At 73.1% G+C, this 15,766-nt stretch carries 21 protein-coding genes; 14 read left to right on the top strand and 7 right to left on the bottom strand.

The window, feature by feature from the left end; translation table 11 throughout:
• Positions 1 to 299: 299 nt before the first annotated feature.
• Positions 300 to 1,169: a hypothetical protein gene (locus tag IEZ06_RS27720; protein ID WP_189239625.1), complete on the top strand. Its 870-nt coding sequence runs from the start codon at positions 300 to 302 to the stop codon at positions 1,167 to 1,169.
• Between the two features lie 198 nt (positions 1,170 to 1,367).
• A complete protein-coding gene (locus IEZ06_RS27715; protein ID WP_203872323.1) occupies positions 1,368 to 2,039 on the top strand; it encodes a hypothetical protein in 672 nt (223 codons plus the stop codon).
• A 111-nt stretch (positions 2,040 to 2,150) separates the two neighbouring features.
• Here IEZ06_RS27715 and IEZ06_RS27710 read toward each other — a convergent pair whose 3' ends face one another.
• From IEZ06_RS27710 to IEZ06_RS27695, 4 genes are all read right to left on the bottom strand, one after another.
• A complete protein-coding gene (locus tag IEZ06_RS27710; RefSeq protein ID WP_189239623.1) occupies positions 2,151 to 2,582 on the bottom strand; it encodes a PIN domain-containing protein in 432 nt (143 codons plus the stop codon).
• Positions 2,575 to 2,844: a hypothetical protein gene (locus IEZ06_RS27705; protein WP_189239622.1), complete on the bottom strand. Its 270-nt coding sequence runs from the start codon at positions 2,842 to 2,844 to the stop codon at positions 2,575 to 2,577. The genes IEZ06_RS27710 and IEZ06_RS27705 overlap by 8 nt, the downstream gene beginning before the upstream one ends.
• A 115-nt stretch (positions 2,845 to 2,959) precedes the next feature.
• A complete protein-coding gene (locus IEZ06_RS27700; protein ID WP_189239621.1) occupies positions 2,960 to 3,853 on the bottom strand; it encodes a hypothetical protein in 894 nt (297 codons plus the stop codon).
• A 56-nt stretch (positions 3,854 to 3,909) separates the two neighbouring features.
• Entirely contained in the window at positions 3,910 to 4,644 is a 735-nt protein-coding gene (locus IEZ06_RS27695; protein WP_189239620.1) for a VldE C-terminal domain-containing protein, read from the bottom strand.
• A 237-nt stretch (positions 4,645 to 4,881) separates the two neighbouring features.
• Between IEZ06_RS27695 and IEZ06_RS27690 the strand changes: the two genes are divergently transcribed.
• The 12 genes from IEZ06_RS27690 to flgF all read left to right on the top strand — a co-directional run bounded on the left by IEZ06_RS27690 (position 4,882) and on the right by flgF (position 14,701).
• Positions 4,882 to 5,232, top strand: a complete 351-nt coding sequence (locus tag IEZ06_RS27690; protein WP_189239619.1) for a flagellar basal body rod protein FlgB — start codon at positions 4,882 to 4,884, stop codon at positions 5,230 to 5,232.
• Between the two features lies 1 nt (position 5,233).
• Positions 5,234 to 5,650 (top strand): flagellar basal body rod protein FlgC, encoded by a 417-nt coding sequence (locus IEZ06_RS27685; RefSeq protein ID WP_189239618.1) that lies wholly within the window; start codon positions 5,234 to 5,236, stop codon positions 5,648 to 5,650.
• Complete coding sequence (gene fliE / locus IEZ06_RS27680) at positions 5,647 to 5,958, top strand: flagellar hook-basal body complex protein FliE (RefSeq protein ID WP_068904007.1); 312 nt, start codon at positions 5,647 to 5,649, stop codon at positions 5,956 to 5,958. Before IEZ06_RS27685 ends, fliE begins: the two co-directional genes overlap by 4 nt.
• Complete coding sequence (gene fliF, locus IEZ06_RS27675) at positions 5,958 to 7,568, top strand: flagellar basal-body MS-ring/collar protein FliF (RefSeq protein ID WP_189239617.1); 1,611 nt, start codon at positions 5,958 to 5,960, stop codon at positions 7,566 to 7,568. Before fliE ends, fliF begins: the two co-directional genes overlap by 1 nt.
• Position 7,569: 1 nt before the next feature.
• Positions 7,570 to 8,583: a flagellar motor switch protein FliG gene (gene fliG / locus IEZ06_RS27670; RefSeq protein WP_189239616.1), complete on the top strand. Its 1,014-nt coding sequence runs from the start codon at positions 7,570 to 7,572 to the stop codon at positions 8,581 to 8,583.
• Positions 8,567 to 9,232 (top strand): FliH/SctL family protein, encoded by a 666-nt coding sequence (locus IEZ06_RS27665; RefSeq protein WP_189239615.1) that lies wholly within the window; start codon positions 8,567 to 8,569, stop codon positions 9,230 to 9,232. Before fliG ends, IEZ06_RS27665 begins: the two co-directional genes overlap by 17 nt.
• Positions 9,229 to 10,533, top strand: a complete 1,305-nt coding sequence (locus IEZ06_RS27660) for a FliI/YscN family ATPase (protein ID WP_189239614.1) — start codon at positions 9,229 to 9,231, stop codon at positions 10,531 to 10,533. Before IEZ06_RS27665 ends, IEZ06_RS27660 begins: the two co-directional genes overlap by 4 nt.
• Before the next feature lie 119 nt (positions 10,534 to 10,652).
• A complete protein-coding gene (locus IEZ06_RS27655) occupies positions 10,653 to 11,090 on the top strand; it encodes a flagellar FliJ family protein (protein ID WP_189239613.1) in 438 nt (145 codons plus the stop codon).
• Positions 11,087 to 12,049, top strand: a complete 963-nt coding sequence (locus IEZ06_RS36730) for a C40 family peptidase (RefSeq protein WP_203872324.1) — start codon at positions 11,087 to 11,089, stop codon at positions 12,047 to 12,049. Before IEZ06_RS27655 ends, IEZ06_RS36730 begins: the two co-directional genes overlap by 4 nt.
• Positions 12,050 to 12,069: 20 nt before the next feature.
• On the top strand, positions 12,070 to 13,371 hold the full coding sequence (locus IEZ06_RS27645) for a flagellar hook-length control protein FliK (RefSeq protein WP_229798772.1): 1,302 nt from the start codon (positions 12,070 to 12,072) through the stop codon (positions 13,369 to 13,371).
• Positions 13,372 to 13,407: 36 nt separating this feature from the next.
• On the top strand, positions 13,408 to 13,860 hold the full coding sequence (locus IEZ06_RS27640; RefSeq protein WP_189239611.1) for a flagellar hook assembly protein FlgD: 453 nt from the start codon (positions 13,408 to 13,410) through the stop codon (positions 13,858 to 13,860).
• Between the two features lies 1 nt (position 13,861).
• On the top strand, positions 13,862 to 14,701 hold the full coding sequence (gene flgF, locus IEZ06_RS27635) for a flagellar basal-body rod protein FlgF (protein WP_189239610.1): 840 nt from the start codon (positions 13,862 to 13,864) through the stop codon (positions 14,699 to 14,701).
• A 78-nt stretch (positions 14,702 to 14,779) separates the two neighbouring features.
• Here flgF and IEZ06_RS27630 read toward each other — a convergent pair whose 3' ends face one another.
• From IEZ06_RS27630 to IEZ06_RS27620, 3 genes are read right to left on the bottom strand one after another with little or no spacing between them, the layout of a single operon-like run.
• The gene (locus IEZ06_RS27630) at positions 14,780 to 15,055 is read right to left on the bottom strand and encodes a ribbon-helix-helix domain-containing protein (RefSeq protein ID WP_189239609.1); all 276 of its coding nucleotides are present in this window, start codon (positions 15,053 to 15,055) and stop codon (positions 14,780 to 14,782) included.
• Between the two features lie 32 nt (positions 15,056 to 15,087).
• Positions 15,088 to 15,399: a hypothetical protein gene (locus tag IEZ06_RS27625; protein ID WP_189239608.1), complete on the bottom strand. Its 312-nt coding sequence runs from the start codon at positions 15,397 to 15,399 to the stop codon at positions 15,088 to 15,090.
• Positions 15,396 to 15,620 carry a hypothetical protein gene (locus IEZ06_RS27620; RefSeq protein ID WP_189239607.1) on the bottom strand — a complete coding sequence of 75 codons (225 nt, stop codon included), beginning with the start codon at positions 15,618 to 15,620 and terminating at the stop codon, positions 15,396 to 15,398. Before IEZ06_RS27620 ends, IEZ06_RS27625 begins: the two co-directional genes overlap by 4 nt.
• Between the last annotated feature and the right edge of the window lie 146 nt (positions 15,621 to 15,766).

The raw sequence follows: 15,766 nt of genomic DNA, 5'->3' as shown, positions 1-15,766 counted from the left end.
GGGCGTGAGCGAGAGCCAGCGGGCCGCGGCCGAGCTGGCCGGGCTGTCGGCCCGGCTGCACACCCTGGTCTCCGGTTTCCGCTACTGAGACCCGCCACCCCTCCCACCGGGGAGGACGTCCGGCGGTGAGGCGCCGTACGGGGGGCCGCCCACGACCACCGTGGGTGACCCCCCGTATTTGTTCTGCAAAGCAATGGTTTTATCAACTAAAAGTACCGCCGCGAGAGCGTACCGTGATATTTGGTAATAAATAACTGATCGATTGGGTTAAAGGCTATTCTCCGGTGTAAAACTGTTTCATGTATTCCCTGGTCAGCGCCCCAGTCCTCGGTTTCGACCTGACGCGGCTGGACGGCGGAGCGGCGACCGCCGCAGTGCTCTCCCGCGCCCTGCGCCTCGACTCGCGCGACCTCGCGGCGCTGGCCCGCCGGCTGCCCGACGACGGGGTCCGCGCCCAGCTGTGGCAGGACATCCACGCGGCGACCGTGCTGCGCCCCACCGTCCGCAGCCTCTCCCAGCAGGACGCCGAGGGGGCCCTCGCCCTGCTGGAGCGGGCGCCCATCGGCACCCCCGACGCGCTGCTGCACTGCGTCCGGCACGACGTGCTCGGCTGGACGTGGCAGGAGCAGGAGGGCGTCCGTCACCAGGACGACACGGCCTCCGCCGCCACCGCCGTCGTCTGCGACGCGGTGATGGCCACCTACCTGCGCGAGCTGCTGCCGGCCGACACCCGGCGGCGGCTGGCCGTCGGCTGGCTCGCCGCCACCCGCGAACTGCCGGACCGCCCGGTGGACACCGGCCCCCAGCACCAGGCCGTCACGGGACTGTGCCGGCGCATCGAGACGCTCGGCGCCTCCGACCTGGAGCGGCTGACCGCCCTCAGCGACCGGACCCGCCTCGACTCCTCCGGCTGGTCGCAGGCCGTGCACGAGGCCTCGTGGGCGGTGCACATGTCCGACCGCGTGCGGGCCGCCGCCGCCGCGCAGTTCGAGCTGGTCCAGGCCGTCGACGCCGCCGGCATCCCGGTCGCCGACCGCGCGGGCGGGGTGTGGAACCTCCTCAGCGGCGCCGTGCACGCCCTGACCGTCGCCGACCTGCTCGACGCGGCGCTGCTCGGACGGCTCCTCGACCCCTGCCTGGGGGTCCTGGGTCTGCCCGTCCTCCGCTGACCTCGGACGTCACCCGGTTTCGTTCTGCGCCGGGCTCCGTTCCGTGCCCGGTCCCGAAGACTACCCGCCCTCCCCGCCCCGCAGCGGGGACGGGTGGACGGGAGCGGCGACGATGTTTCTTCCGGTTTTTCCTCCAGTGGGTCGTCCGGCCGCCGATGGGAGGGCTATCCCTACTGTCGGTAATCGGAAGAGGACACCGTGTTGAACCGCAGGAAGACCTGGGCCGCCCTCGCCGTGGCCGCCGCCGTGACCGTGAGCGTGCCCGTGACCGCCGGTGTCGCCAGCGCCGCCCCCAAGAAGCCCGTCAAGGCCGCGACGGCCAAGCAGGTCGCCGCCGCCAAGGCCGCGCAGGCCAAGGCCGCCGCCGCAGCGAAGAAGGCCGCCGCCGCGAAGGCGGCCGCGAAGGCCGCTGCGGCCAAGGCGGCTGCGGCCAAGGCTGCCGCCGCCGCCAAGGCCGCCGCGGCGAAGAAGGCCGCGGAGGCGGCGAAGGCGGTCCTGCCCTTCGCCGCGGTCGGCGTCGTCACCGCCGTGGACACCGCCGCCGGCACCGTCACGGTGCAGGTGGCGAGCGGCTCCAAGCTCGTCGCGGGCACCGAGGCCGTGTTCAAGGTCTCCGCCACCACCAAGGTCACCAAGGACGACGAGAAGACGACCCTCGACACCCTGGCCGAGGGTGACAAGGTCACCGTGAACGGCGTCAAGACCGCCGCGGGCCTGTTCGCCGCCCACGTCAACGCCACCAGCCCCGAGCCCGTCGCCGAGCCGGAGCCCACCGAAGACCCGGTCGTGGAGCCCGACCCGACCGAGGAGCCCACCGAGGAGCCCACCGAGGAGCCCGCCCCGGTCGAGGACCCCGAGACCGCCGTCTGACGGTCCCGCCCGTCGGCCCGGCCTGCGCCGTGAGCAGGCCCGACACATACGGGAGAGCCCCGGTTCGGATGAACCGGGGCTCTCCCGTACGTCGTCCTCACGCGTTCTCCGTCAACGGTCGGGGTCGGCGATCTCGATGACGTGCAGAGGCCTGTCCAGGGCCCGGGACGGCTCCCGCCACCTGGCGGCGTCGAGTGTGAAGATCGGGCAGACCGCCACGTCGGCGATGGCGGCGGCATGCGCGTCCCACGGGTCGAGTCCGGTGACCGCCATCATGTCGGTGAGTTTGGCGGCCTGGTGGATGCCGTCGAGCGGGGCCACGGTGGCGCGCTCGAACGCGGCCAGGCCCGCGAGCAGCGCCTGTGCGTCCGGCAGGCCCCGGCTGTCGAGCAGCGCTCCGGCCGCTGCGAGCGACGGGATGACCAGGGGCTGCCCCGCCCGGTCGAAGTCCTGCAGGAACCCGATCAGGTCGCCGTCGCCCCGGGCCACGTCGGCCAGGACGCTGGAATCGAGAATGTGGGGGGCGGGGGTGAAATCACTCACCAGGCGCCGCCGGGAAGCCCTGCTCGACCAACTGGCGGTTGACGTGCCGCATCATGCGGGCCACTCGTTCCGGATCGGCTCTGCGGGCGTGTTCCCTCAGGAGCGCCAGCGCGCGCTGGTCGGCGATGCGCTTGGCGGCGATGGCGTCGTTGAAGACGGCGGCCACACTGGTCGCCTTGCCGCTGGACACCAGGTGCTCGGCGTATTCCACGACGTCAGGGTCCACGGTGATGGTGATCCGGGTCTTCCTGTCTCCGCTCATACCCGGGATCATACTCATGCCGTGCGGGCCTGAGGAGGGAGAACCGGGAAACGATCCGCCGGCGGTCTGCGGACCGGCCCGCCGGGACGCCGGAGCACGGACCCGGCGGGCGGGGTCAGGGGCGCAGGGCGCTCCAGGAGGCGTGGTCGTGGACGGCCATGCCGGCGTAGGCGGGGTAGAAGACGGCGGCGGCGTCGACCGCGGACAGCGCCGTGTCCAGCGCCCGGCGGCCCTGCTCGTGGAAGGTGCAGTACGGGCAGTCGGGCAGGGCGAGGGTCTCGGCGGCCAGCCGTACCGGGCGGCCCGCGCGCCGGCCGCGCAGCAGCATGTCCTCGCCGACCCCGATGATCGAGCCGGGTCCGGTGGCGGTGTCGCGGTAGCTCATCACGGTGACCGCGTCGACGCGGGCCAGCACCGCGTCGGCCAGGGTGGAGCCGCCCGCGGGCACGGTGTCGTACCAGAACGGCACGTCGGCCTCGAGCGGGCGGGGGTCGGCGTCGCGGAGCGCGGCGAGCAGGCCGAGGAAGGCCGCGACGGTGCCGGGCGGGTCGGTGCGCCACTCGTCCAGGTGGTACGGCTCGACGTCGACGTGGGTGGTGCGGAACAGGCCGGTGCCCATCGCGGCGCGCTGCCAGGCCAGGGCGGCGGCGTGGTCGAAGGTCCAGCCGGGTTCGCCGCCCAGGGCGGACAGCCGGACCCCGGCGGCGTCGGCGCGCTTCTTGAACCGCCGGAGCCGGTTCAGCTCGGTCTCGGTGATCTTCGGGGGGACGTGGACGAAGATCTCCTTCACGGCGTGGGCGGTGGCCCAGCTCATCACGGCGGCCGGGTCGCCGCGCTGCCACAGCCACATCGCCCGCGGCGCGGGGAGCGCGGTGGAGGCGGCGGCGGGTACGGCGAGCAGCGCGCACAGGCTCGCCACGGCGGCGAGCGCGCCCGCGATCCGGCGCGGCCCGGCGGCCCCGCGCGTCCCGCGCGGGCGGCGTCCGGTGGGGCGCGAGGTCGTCGGCATGCCCTGCTCCTGTCCCTCCTGCGTTCCATGCCCTGTCGCGGGCAGGGGCACGCGGGTCAGCGTGCGACCGACAGGTGCACGTGGTCGAAGTGGTTGGCGGTGACGCCGCCGCGGTCCTCCATCAGGCGCCAGCCCTCGCCCGCGCGGGAGGGGTTCCAGATGTGCTGGGCGAAGATCACGTACTTGACGCCGAGGCGGTCGGCGTTGTCCTTGAGGTAGTTGGCGATCTCCCAGCCCTCCTTGAGCCTGGCGGCGGAGGGCATCTTGCCGCCCGAGGTGATCATGAAGTCGGCGGCCTTGCCGGTGGGGTGGTCGCTGCCGGGCATGCCGCCGTCGGCGCGCCAGGCGCCGATCGCGGAGAACTTCCCGAACTTCGCGTCGACCTCCTCGATGGCCTCGCGCATGGTGGAGGTGATGCGGCTGCCGCCGCCCAGGACCTTGGACGGCTGGTGCGTCGCGGTGACGCCCCCGCCGGAGGTCACCGCGCCGGTCGCGCCGGTGGTGGCCGGGCCGCCGGCCGTACCCTGCGCCGGAGCGGTGGAGGCCGTGGTCGCGCCGGTGGCCGTGCCCCGCGCCGGAGCGGTGGTGGACGCGCCCGCGGCCGTGGCGGCGGGGGCCGTGGCGGACGGGGAGGCCGTCGCGCCGCCGCTCTGCGCGCCCTGCGCGGCGGTGAGCTCGGCGGCGAACCTCTGACCGGAGGCGCCGGAGACACCGGAGCGGGGGCCGAGCTGCGTGAACTGGCCCTGCAACTGGGCCACGCGGGACTGGATCGCGGCGATGCCGTCGGTCATCGTGGGAGCTCCTCCTGGCCGCGGACACGGGACTCGGCGAAAGCGGGCATCCTGCCCTTCGGCAGGTTCAGGGGTGGATCTGAGGACTTGAGGGACAACCGTGACCTCCGGTCCCGATCGGATCCGGGAAAAACCTCAGGACCCCTCCGCGGCGTCCGATGGGCCTACCTGAGCAGGGAGTGCTCACCCCGTTACGCCAAGGATCGGCGGCCGTAGCAGAACGAACGGAGTCTGTTCGTGCTCGAGGACGTCACGTCCAGCGTGGTGCGCGTCGCGCTGAAGGGCCTGGCCCAGCGCCAGCGTGTGATCGCAGACAACATCGCCAACATCGAGACTCCCCAGTTTCTCGCCGGCCGCGTCCAGTTCGAAGAGGCCCTGCGCACCGCCGTCGAGACGGGGACGTCCCCGCGGGAGGTGTCCCCGGAGGTCGCCCGCTCCCTGGAGCCGACCCGGGAGAACGGCAACAACGTCAATCTCGACCACGAGACCTTGTCGCACATGGACACCACACTGCGCTACCAGACGATGCTGAAGGCCCTCGACTCCAAGTACGGAATGCTCCGCTCGGTCATCAGGGGAGGTGCGTGACATGAGCGTCGGAGGACCCTTCCGCGCGATCGGCATCGCCGGCACCGGCGTGACCGTCTACCGCAAGTGGCTGGACGCGGTGTCCGACAACATCGCCAACATCAACAACGCCGCCCCCACGAGCGGTGAGGCGTTCCGCGCCCGCTACGTGACGGCGCAGGCCGTGGACTACGGGTCGGGCACCGGCGGCGTCCAGGTCGGCGGGATCGAGCTGGGCAGCGGCGAGGGCCGCCTCGTCCACGAGCCCGACAACCCCCTCGCCGACGAGAACGGCTACGTGCGCTACCCCGACATCGACCTCGGCGCCCAGATGGGCCAGCTGATGATGGCCCAGCGCGCCTACCAGGCCAACATCTCGGTCGTCGACCGCGCCTACGACGCCTACCAGGCCGCACTCCAGCTCGGGAGGAACGGATGAGCATCCAGCCGATCGGCCCCGTCGCGGGCCCCCTGCGCATCACCGGTCCCGCCGAGGTCGGCGGGACCGCCGCTCCGAGCGGCACCGCCGAGGTCTTCGGCAACCTGCTCACCCAGGGCGTCGACACGCTGCAGCAGACGCAGGCGAACGCCGACTCGCTGGCCGTCAAGGCCGCCACCGGCGACCTGCAGGACGCGCACGACTACATGGCCGCCAGCACGGAGGCCGCACTCGCCACCCAGATGACCGTCGCCATCCGTGACAAGGCCGTCGCCGCCTTCACCGAGATCATGAGGATGCAGGCCTGATGCAGGAACGCGCGCTCGCCGCCCTCCGTAAGGCCCGCTCCTCGTTCGCGTCGTTCAGCACCGGGCAGAAGGCCGTCACCATCTCCCTCGTGCTGGCCATCGTGGTCGGCGGGTTCTTCTTCTCCCAGTGGGCCGCCAAGCCGGTCTACGGCACGCTGTACTCCAACCTCTCGGGCGCCGACGGCAACGCGATCGTCGAGCAGCTCACCGCCGACGGCGTCCCCTACCAGCTCACCGACGGCGGCGGCACGATCATGGTGCCGCAGGCGCAGGTCTACGACCTGCGGCTGAAGATGAGCGGCCAGGGCCTGCCGACCCAGGCCGACGGCGGCGGCTACTCCCTGCTGGACAAGCAGGGCGTCACCACCTCCGACTTCATGCAGCACGTCGGCTACCAGCGCGCCCTGGAGGGCGAGCTCGCCAGGACGATCAAGGCGATCGACGGCGTCACCTCCGCCAGCGTGCACCTCGCGATCCCGCAGAAGGACGTCTTCGCCGACGACGCCGCCAAGCCGACCGCCTCGGTCCTGGTCGGCACCCAGCCCGCCAAGCCGCTGACCAACAGCCAGATCAAGGCCGTGGTGAACCTGGTCAGCTCCAGCATCGAGGGCATGTCCCCGGCCGACGTGACGCTGGCCGACTCCAGCGGCCAGGTGCTGGCCGCCGCGGGCGAGCAGGCCCTCACCGGCGCCGGCAGCGAGCGCGAGGAGCAGACCCAGTCGTTCGAGCAGCGGATGAGCGGCTCCCTGCAGCAGATGCTGACCCAGGTCCTCGGCCCGAACAAGGCCGTCGTCAAGGTCACCGCCGACCTCGACTACGACCAGACCGAGACCAAGAGCCAGCGCTACGTCAGCGACCCGGCCCTCCCGCCGCTGTCGTCGACGACCAAGGAGGAGACCTACACCGGGGGCGGCACGCCCACCGGCGGCGTCCTCGGCCCCGACAACATCCAGGTCCCGAACGGCAACGCCGGCAACGACTACAAGTCGACCACCGAGACCCGCGACAACGCCGTGGGCCTGGTCACCGAGACCCGCAAGACCGCCCCCGGCAAGGTCCGCAAGCTCGACGTCGCGGTGCTGGTCGACGGGCAGGCCGCGGCCGGCGTGGACACCGCGGAGATCCAGCGGATCGTCTCCTCGGCCGCCGGCATCAACGCCCAGCGCGGCGACACCATCGCCGTCTCGGCGATGCCGTTCGACGACAGCGCCGCCACCAAGGCCGCCGCCGACCTGGCCGCCGCGGCCAAGGCCGAGCAGGACGGCCGCACCATGGAGCTGGTCAAGGTCGGCGCCCTGGCCCTGGGCATCGGGCTGCTCTTCCTCATCGCCTGGCTGCGCGGCCGCAAGAAGCGGCGCCGCTCGCAGCTGAGCAAGGCCGAGCTGGAGCAGCTGGAGGCCATGCAGGCCGAGCTGGAGCGGGTGCGCCTGCAGGCCGCCATCGAGGCCGCCGAGCGCGAGGCGCTGCCCGCCGGCACGGGTGAGACGCCCGCCGAGCCGGACTCCGACAGGCGCGAGGAGCTCCGGGACGAGATCTCCGGTCTGGTCGACCGGCAGCCCGAGGAAGTCGCCCAGCTGCTGCGCGGCTGGCTCGCCGACAGGAGGAGCTGACATGCCGATGGTCGAGACGATGAGCGGCCTGCGCAAGGCCGCCGTGCTCCTGGTCCAGATGGGCAAGGAGGACTCGGCGAAGGTACTCGCGCAGCTGCGCGAGGCCGAGGTCGAGGAGCTGACCGCCGAGATCGTGCGGCTCGGCACCGTCGACCCCGGTGACGCGGTGGACATCCTCACCGAGTTCCGCGACCTGGCGGTCGCCTACCGCTACGCCGGCCAGGGCGGCATGGACTTCGCCCGCGAGGTGCTGGAGGCGACGCTGGGCCGCGAGCGGGCCAGCCAGATCGTCGAGCGCCTGTCGGCGTCGCTGGTCGACATGCCGTTCAGCTTCCTGCAGCGGGCCGACCCCCGCCAGGTGCTGGGGTTCGTCCAGGACGAGCACCCGCAGCTGATCGCGCTGGTGCTGGCGCACCTGCCGGCGCACCTGGCCTCGCAGATCCTGTCGGGGCTCAACCCGAACCTGCAGGCCGACGTGGCGCACCGCATCGCGGTGATGGACCGCACCTCGCCCGACATCATCCGCCAGGTGGAGTCGTTGCTGGAGCGCAAGCTCTCGTCGGTTCTGCAACCGTCCGACCTCTCCGCCGTGGGCGGTCTGCAACCTCTGGTCGACATCATCAACCGTGCCGACCGCGTCACCGAGCGCCTCATCCTCGAGGGGCTGGAGGGGCGCAGCCCCGAGCTGGCCGAGGAGGTCCGGAGCCGGATGTTCATGTTCGAGGACGTCGTCCACCTCGACGACCGCGCCGTCCAGCTCGTGGTCCGGCAGGTCGAGACCGTGGACCTGGCCACCGCGCTCAAGGGCGTCGGGCAGGACGTGCTCAACAAGATCACCAAGAACCTGTCCGAGCGGGCCGCCGCGAACCTCGTCGAGGAGATCGAGCTGCTCGGCCCGGTGCGGCTGCGCACCGTCGAGGAGTCCCAGGCCAAGATCGTGCACGCGATCCGCGCCCTGGAGGAGTCCGGCCAGATCGTGATCCGGAGAGGAGACGAGGATGAGTTCGTCGCCTGAGACCGTCCTGCGCGGGACGGACACCCTCACCTTCAGCGCCGCCCGCTTCGCCACCGACTTCGGCGTCACCGCGAACGTGCCGGCCGAGGTGATGGAGCGGGTCCGCGCCGAGGCGCGGGCCGCGGGCTACGCCGCGGGCTGGGCCCAGGGCCTGGAGGAGGCCCGGCGCAACACCGCGGCCGAGCACCGCGACGAGGCCGAGCGCGTCGCCCGGGCCGAGGCCCGGAAGATCGCCCGGCTGGAGAGCGCGCTGACCGCGATCGCCGCCTCGGCCGCCCGGCTGGAGCAGCAGACGGCCCCCGGCGCCGCCGAGCTCGAGGACCTCGTCGTGCAGACGGCCTTCACCATCGCCGAGGCGGTGCTCGGCCGGGAGATCGAGCACAGCCCCGAGCCCGGCCGCGAGGCCCTCGCCCGGGCGCTGGACCTGGTGCCCGAGCACCGCCCCGTGCTCGTCCGCCTGAGCCCCTCCGACCACGCCGCCATGGTCGGCGCCGGGCAGAACACCTTCGAGGTCGACGGCCGGACCGTGACCATGGTCGTCGACCCCCGCCTGAAGCCCGGCGACGCCGTCGCCGAAAGCGACGCGACCGCCGTGGACGCGCGCCTGAGCACCGCCGTACAGCGAGCCAAGGAGGCCCTGGGCCTGTGATCTCCACCATCGACACCCGCCTGCGGGCGGCCGTCGCCGCCGCGCGGCCCCGCGTGACCGGCCGCGTCGCGGCCGTCGTCGGCCTCTCGGTCGACGTCGAGGGCGTGTCCGGCAGGGTGGGCGATCTGGTCCTCCTCGGCGACGGCCCCGCGGCCGTCCCGGCCGAGGTGGTGGCCCTGTCCGGCGGCCGGCTCAGCTGCCTGCCGCTGGGCTCGCTGACCGGCATCGGCGTGGGCAGCCCCGTCACCGCCACCGGCGACGCGCTGCGCGTCCCGGTCGGCGAGGCGCTGCGCGGCCGCATCCTGGACGGTCTCGGCCGCCCGCTCGACGGCGGCCCCTCGCTGGCCGGCCTGGAGATGGTCCCGGTCGAGAACGAGCCGCCGCCCGCCCTGCAGCGCCGCCGCATCCTGGAGCCGATGCCGCTGGGCGTGCGGGCCATGGACACGATGATCACGGCCGGGCGCGGGCAGCGCCTGGGCATCTTCGCCGGTTCCGGCGTCGGCAAGTCCAGCCTGATGTCCATGATCACCCGCGGCACCGAGGCGGAGATCACCGTCGTGGCGCTGGTCGGCGAGCGCGGCCGAGAGGTCCGCGAGTTCATCGAGAACGACCTGGGCCCCGAGGGCCTGGCCCGCTCCGTCGTGGTCGTGGCCACCTCCGACCAGCCGCCGATGGTGCGCCTGCGCGCCTGCTTCACCGCCACCCGGATCGCCGAGTGGTTCCGCGACCAGGGCCGCGACGCGCTGCTGCTGATGGACAGCCTCACCCGGGCCGCCATGGCCCAGCGCGAGGTCGGCCTGTCGGCGGGCGAGCCCCCGGCGACCCGCGGCTACCCGCCGTCGGTGTTCGCGATGCTCCCCCGGCTGCTGGAGCGGGCCGGACCCGGGATCGACGGCAGCATCACCGGCCTGTACACGGTGCTGGTCGACGGCGACGACCACAACGAGCCGATCGCCGACGCGGCGCGCTCGATCCTCGACGGCCACGTCGTGCTGGACCGCCGCCTGGCCACCGCCGGGCACTTCCCGACGATCGACGTGCTGGAGTCGGTCTCCCGCGTCGCGGGCGCGGTGACCAGCCGCGAGCAGCGCGCCGACGCCATCGCGCTGCGCCGCGTCCTCGCCGCCCACCGCGACATCCGCGAGCTGGTGGAGATCGGCGCGTACGTGCCCGGCACCAACCCGGACGCGGACCTGGCCCGCGCGCTGTGGCCGCGCATCGAGGCGTTCCTCCGCCAGGACATGGAGGAGCAGACCACGGCCGCGCAGGCGTGGGAGGGACTCCGGGCCCTGCTGGCCTGAGCGGGGACCGCGCCCAGGCCTCCGCTCCGGTACGGCCTCCCGCCCCGCAGGTCCCTCCCCGGCAAGACCCCGCGTGACCGCCTCCCCCGGCCGGAACCCGGCATCCAAGGAGATTCGAGATGAGCCCACGTTTCCGTCTGTCGTCGATCCTGCGGGCCCGCAAGGCCCAGGAGGACGCCGCCAAGGGCGGGGTGGCCCGCGCCCGCGCCGAGGCCGGGGCCGCCGACCGCCAGGTCGAGGCCAAGGAGGCCGAGCTGCAGGGCCGGATGATCATTCCGGACCCGTCCGACGCCGCCGCGTTCGTCGCGGCGATGGCCGCGCGCCGCGCGGTCGCCGGGGAGCTCTCACTCAAGATCCAGAAGGCCGAGGAGGCCGCGCGGCGGGTCGGCGCCAGCGTGGACACCTGGAGCGCCGCCTCCCAGCGCCGCCGCATGGTGGACAAGCTCGCCGAGCGCCACCAGGCCGCCCTGCGGCAGGCCGACGCGGCGGCCGACCAGCGCGCCGTGGACGACCTCCCGCTCGACCGCCGCCGCACCGACAGGGAGAACGACCGATGAGCCTGATGGACATCGTGGCGCGGGTCGGCCAGCTGGAGGCCCAGTTCGGCGCGGCCCCCGCGGCCGCCACCACCTCGGCCGCCTCGGCCGCCGACTTCGCCGCGGCGCTCAAGACGGCCCGGCAGTCCGGCGCCGCCGCCTCCGGGACCGCCGCCTCCGGGACCACCGCTCCCGGCGGCACGGCCGCCGCCGGGACCGGTCAGGCCGCGCAGACCACCCAGGCGACCCAGGCGACCTCCGCGGCGGGCGCCGTCGCCAAGGCCGAGGGCTCGGGCAAGGGCTCGGGCGGGGTCACCGGCCAGGACGTCGTCGACCAGGCCCGCAAGTACCTCGGCGTCCCCTACCTGTGGGGCGGCACGGACCCCGAGCGGGGCCTGGACTGCTCCGGGCTGGTCCAGCTCGTCTACAAGAAGCTGGGCGTCTCCCTGCCGCGCGTCTCGCAGGACCAGCAGAACGAGGGCCGCAGCATCCCGAGCCTGAAGCAGGCCCTCCCTGGCGACCTGCTGACCTTCGGCTCCCCCGCCACGCACATCGGCATCTACGTCGGCGACGGCAAGATGCTGCACGCCCCGCGCACCGGCGACGTCGTCAAGATCGTCGACATGGACGACTACTACCGCAAGCCCACCGACATCCGCCGCGTCCTGAGCGACGAGGCCGCGGGCGCCACCCCGGCGACGGCATCCCCGACAGCACCCTCCACGGCGTCCCCGGCCACCGCCCCGGCCGCGGTCCGGGCCGCGACCGCGACGGCGTCCGCGTTCCAGGCCGCGGCGACGCCGGCCGCCGCCCCGGCCGCGATCCAGGCCGGGTACGGCGCAGGCACCACGAGTTTCAGCGGATCGACCGGTTTGCCGCAGATGTCCCTCGGCGTTGCCGATGAGCTGGGCAACGGCCTGTTCGATCCCGCCCAGGCCTACGTCCGGACCATCCAGCCGGTCATGAACGGCATCGGATAGCAGGAGAGACGATCTTGACTGTGCCTTCGATCCCCCTGGCGGGGAGCCCGTCGGTGACGACGGCTCCCTCCGGCGAGGGACAGACTGGCCAGAGCGGCGCCGGCGACGCGTTCGCCGCCCTCCTCGCCCTGCTCGCGGCCGGAGGCCCCCTGCCCCAGGGCGTCCTGCCCGTTCCCGGCGCCCCCGGCGGCACCCCCGGCTCCGGCGGACCCGCCCAGACGGCCTCCGCGGCGCCGGCCGGCGGCCCGCTCACCGCGCAGGCCCTGCTCGCCGCCCAGCTGCAGACCCGGCTCCAGGCGCAGCAGCAGGCAGGAGCCGACCTCGCCGCCCAGGCGCAGCCGTCCGTCCCGGCCCAGTCGAACCTCCCGGGCCAGGCCGTACCGGCGCAGATCCCGTCCTTCGCGCTCCCGCAGACCGCGGGGCTCCCCACCGCCACGGCGGGCGAGGCGGCGACCACCGCCCTCGCCGCCCCCGCCGCGGCGGCCCCCGCCGCGCCCGCCGGCGTCCCGACCGGTGCGGAGACCCCCGCCTCCGCCGTCCAGGCGGCCCTGTCCGCCACGGCGACGACGGCCGCCGAGACCGGCACCGCCGCCGAGACGGCCGCCACCGAGACCACCGCCGCCCCGGTCGACGCCCCCGCACCGCAGGGCACGTCCGGACAGGCCGTCGCGGCTCCGGCCGCGGGCTCCGGCGCGGGCACCTCCACCGGCGAGGACGCCTCCCGCCGCACCGGCACCGGCACCGGCGCCACCGGCCCGGCCGAGGCGACCGGCGCGACCGGACAGGCCGTCTTCCAGGCCACCGCCACCACGCAGGTGACGGGGCCGGAACGGGTCTCCGCACCCGCCCCCCAGCAGCCCGCCACCCCCGCCTCCCAGATCGCCGTCCACGTGCTGCCGCTCCGGCAGGACCCGGACGGCATCCACCGGCTCACCGTCCACCTGCACCCCGTCGACCTCGGCCCGGTCAGCGTCGTCGCCGAACTGCGCAACGGCGCCGTGCACCTGCAGCTCGCCGGGACCAGCGACGGCGCCTTCGACGCGCTGCGCTCGGCCCTGCCCTCGCTCCGCCAGGAGCTGGAGGAGGGCGGGTTCTCCGCCTGCACGCTGGACCTGCAGCGCGAGGCCCCCGGCGACGGCCGCCGCCCCGGCGAGCAGACCCAGCAGTCCTCCCACCCGGGCGACCAGGGCCACCAGGGCCGGGCCGCCGCCGGCGCCACCGGCACCGGCCGCACCGGGGACGGCTACCAGAACGCCCCCGCGCCCGCCGCCGGCCTCCCGGCCGACGGACCGGGATCCCGCATGCTCAACGTCCGCCTGTAGCACCGCCTCTCACAGGGAATCCGGAGGAATCCGTACGTGACCACCATCAGCGGGGCCGTGAGCGCCGGCGCCACGACCACCGCGACCAGCGCGGCCACCACGTCGAGCGGCAACAGCAGGCTCGACAAGGACACGTTCCTGAAGCTCCTGGTCGCCCAGATGCGCTACCAGGACCCGAGCAACCCCACCGACACCTCCGCGTTCATGTCGCAGACCGCGCAGTTCACCGAGGTGGAGCGGATGGAGGAGCTCGTCAAGCAGCAGGGCGAACTGCTCGCGGCCCAGCTGCAGCTGTCGGCCAGCAGCCTCGTCGGCAAGACCGTCGGCTACACCGGACCAGACGGCACGGACGCCGTCGGTGTGGTCACCTCAGCCTCCTTCGGCAGCACCCCGACCCTGCGGGTCGGGAACACGGATGTACCGCTGTCCTCGGTCAAGGAAGTCACCAGCGCCGTCCCGAGCGGCACCGAATCCACCGAAGGAAAGTGACATGCTCCGTTCCCTGTACTCCGGCATCAGCGGCCTGCGCGTCCACCAGACGATGATGGACGTCACCGGCAACAACATCGCCAACGTCAACACCACCGGCTTCAAGGGCTCCCAGACCGTCTTCCAGGACACCCTCAGCCAGATGATGCAGGCCGCGGGCGCACCGCAGCCCGGCGCCCCCGGCGCCGGCGGCACCAACCCGGCCCAGGTCGGCCTGGGCGTGCGCCTGGCCGGCGTGCAGACGAACTTCGGCCAGGGCGCCGCGCAGACCACCGGGCGCAACCTCGACCTGATGATCCAGGGCGACGGCTTCTTCGCCGTGCAGAAGGGCACCGAGCAGCTCTACACCCGCGCCGGCTCGTTCAACTTCGACGCCAACGGCTCCATGGTCACCACCGACGGCAACTTCGTGCTCGGCTGGAACGCCGCGACCGGCAACGTGCCGGTGCCCCCCACCGGGGCGCCGGAGCCGATCACGCTCCCCGGCGACGTGGAGTCCTTCACCATCTCCCCCGACGGCTCGCTCGTCGGCGTGCTCGCCGACGGCACCAAGCGCACGTTCGCCCAGGTCTCCATGGCGAACTTCGTGAACCCGGGCGGCCTGGAGAAGGCCGGCGGCTCGGCCTACCGCGCCACCGTCAACTCCGGCGACGCCACCATCGGCACCGCGGGCACCGGCGGCATGGGCGCCCTGCAGACCGGCGCGCTGGAGATGTCCAACGTCGACCTCGGCCAGGAGTTCACCAACCTGATCATCGCCCAGCGCGGTTTCCAGGCCAACACCAAGGTCATCAGCACCTCCGACGAGCTGCTGAACGACCTGGTCAACCTCAAGCGCTAAGCGCTCCCCGCCCTCGGGGCGGACCCACCGCGAAGGTCCCGGGACCCGGCCACGGCCGCGCCCCGGGACCTTCGGCGTTCACGCGGCCCCGGCGGCTCTGCGCCGGGCGGCCTCCTGGGCGTCACGCATCCGCTTCCGCAGATCGGCAGCCATCTCGGCGTGGCCTTCGGGGTCGGCGACCCGGTCATGCCTGATCCTCTCCGCCAGTACGGCGCGGGAGCGGCGGTCGTCGTCGAGGTATTGCCGGGCGAGTTCGGCGAACCAGCCGGAGACGGTCGTGCCCTGCTGCCCGGCCAACATCTTGATCTCTTCGTACAGGTCACCGGGCAGGGTGATCGAGAGCTTCACAGCCATGTCGGCACCGTCCTCAGGAGCACCGTGATCAGTCAAGGGCCGAAGGGCAGGCGTACGCGCTGCCCGAGAAGATCGTGACGGTCGGCGGGGACGGCGGCCACCAACTCGTGCAGCGAAGTGCGCGGCAACCACTCGACCATGTACAGCAGCGCGGCTCCGTATCCGCGAATCGGCTCGGTGAGGTCATCCTCTGGCAGGTCCACGTCTTTGATCCGAGCCGTGAGGACGACATGGAAATCCTCGTTGAAGTCGTCGGCGGAGACGATCAGACGAGGCTCCGGCGGAAGGACCAGGCTGTGCTTGATCGTCCAGATGTCGCCGAACCTGGGAGCAGGACCGGTCATGCCGTACGGGCCTGCTCGCGTTCGGCCAGTGCGGTGTCAAGGTACGAAGGGTCGAGATGCTGGTTGTGACGGGCTGCGATGCGGGCGAAGCGTCGTGCGCGCAGCCCGCGCTGTAGCAAGGTGTTTACGACTTCGCTGGCGCTGGTGCCGTTCTGTTTCGCTTCGGTTTCCACGGCGGCCACGATAGCTTCGTCCACGGTGTACGTCTTGGAAATCCTCATAGGAATCATCGTATGTCGATGACGAGGTGACGTCCATGATGTCGGGCCGGTCAGCCGCGGCGAGAAATGCTCGCGCTGCTCGAAAGAGGGGACCTTGGTCCCGCTGGTTTTCTCAGGCCGCGCGGCGGGCGGCCGATGGAAGAGGT

The organism is Planomonospora antibiotica (genome assembly GCF_014647955.1).
GTDB lineage: Bacteria > Actinomycetota > Actinomycetes > Streptosporangiales > Streptosporangiaceae > Planomonospora > Planomonospora parontospora.
Note: the sequence above shows the minus strand (reverse complement) of the source record. Positions and strands in the feature narration are given on the sequence as shown.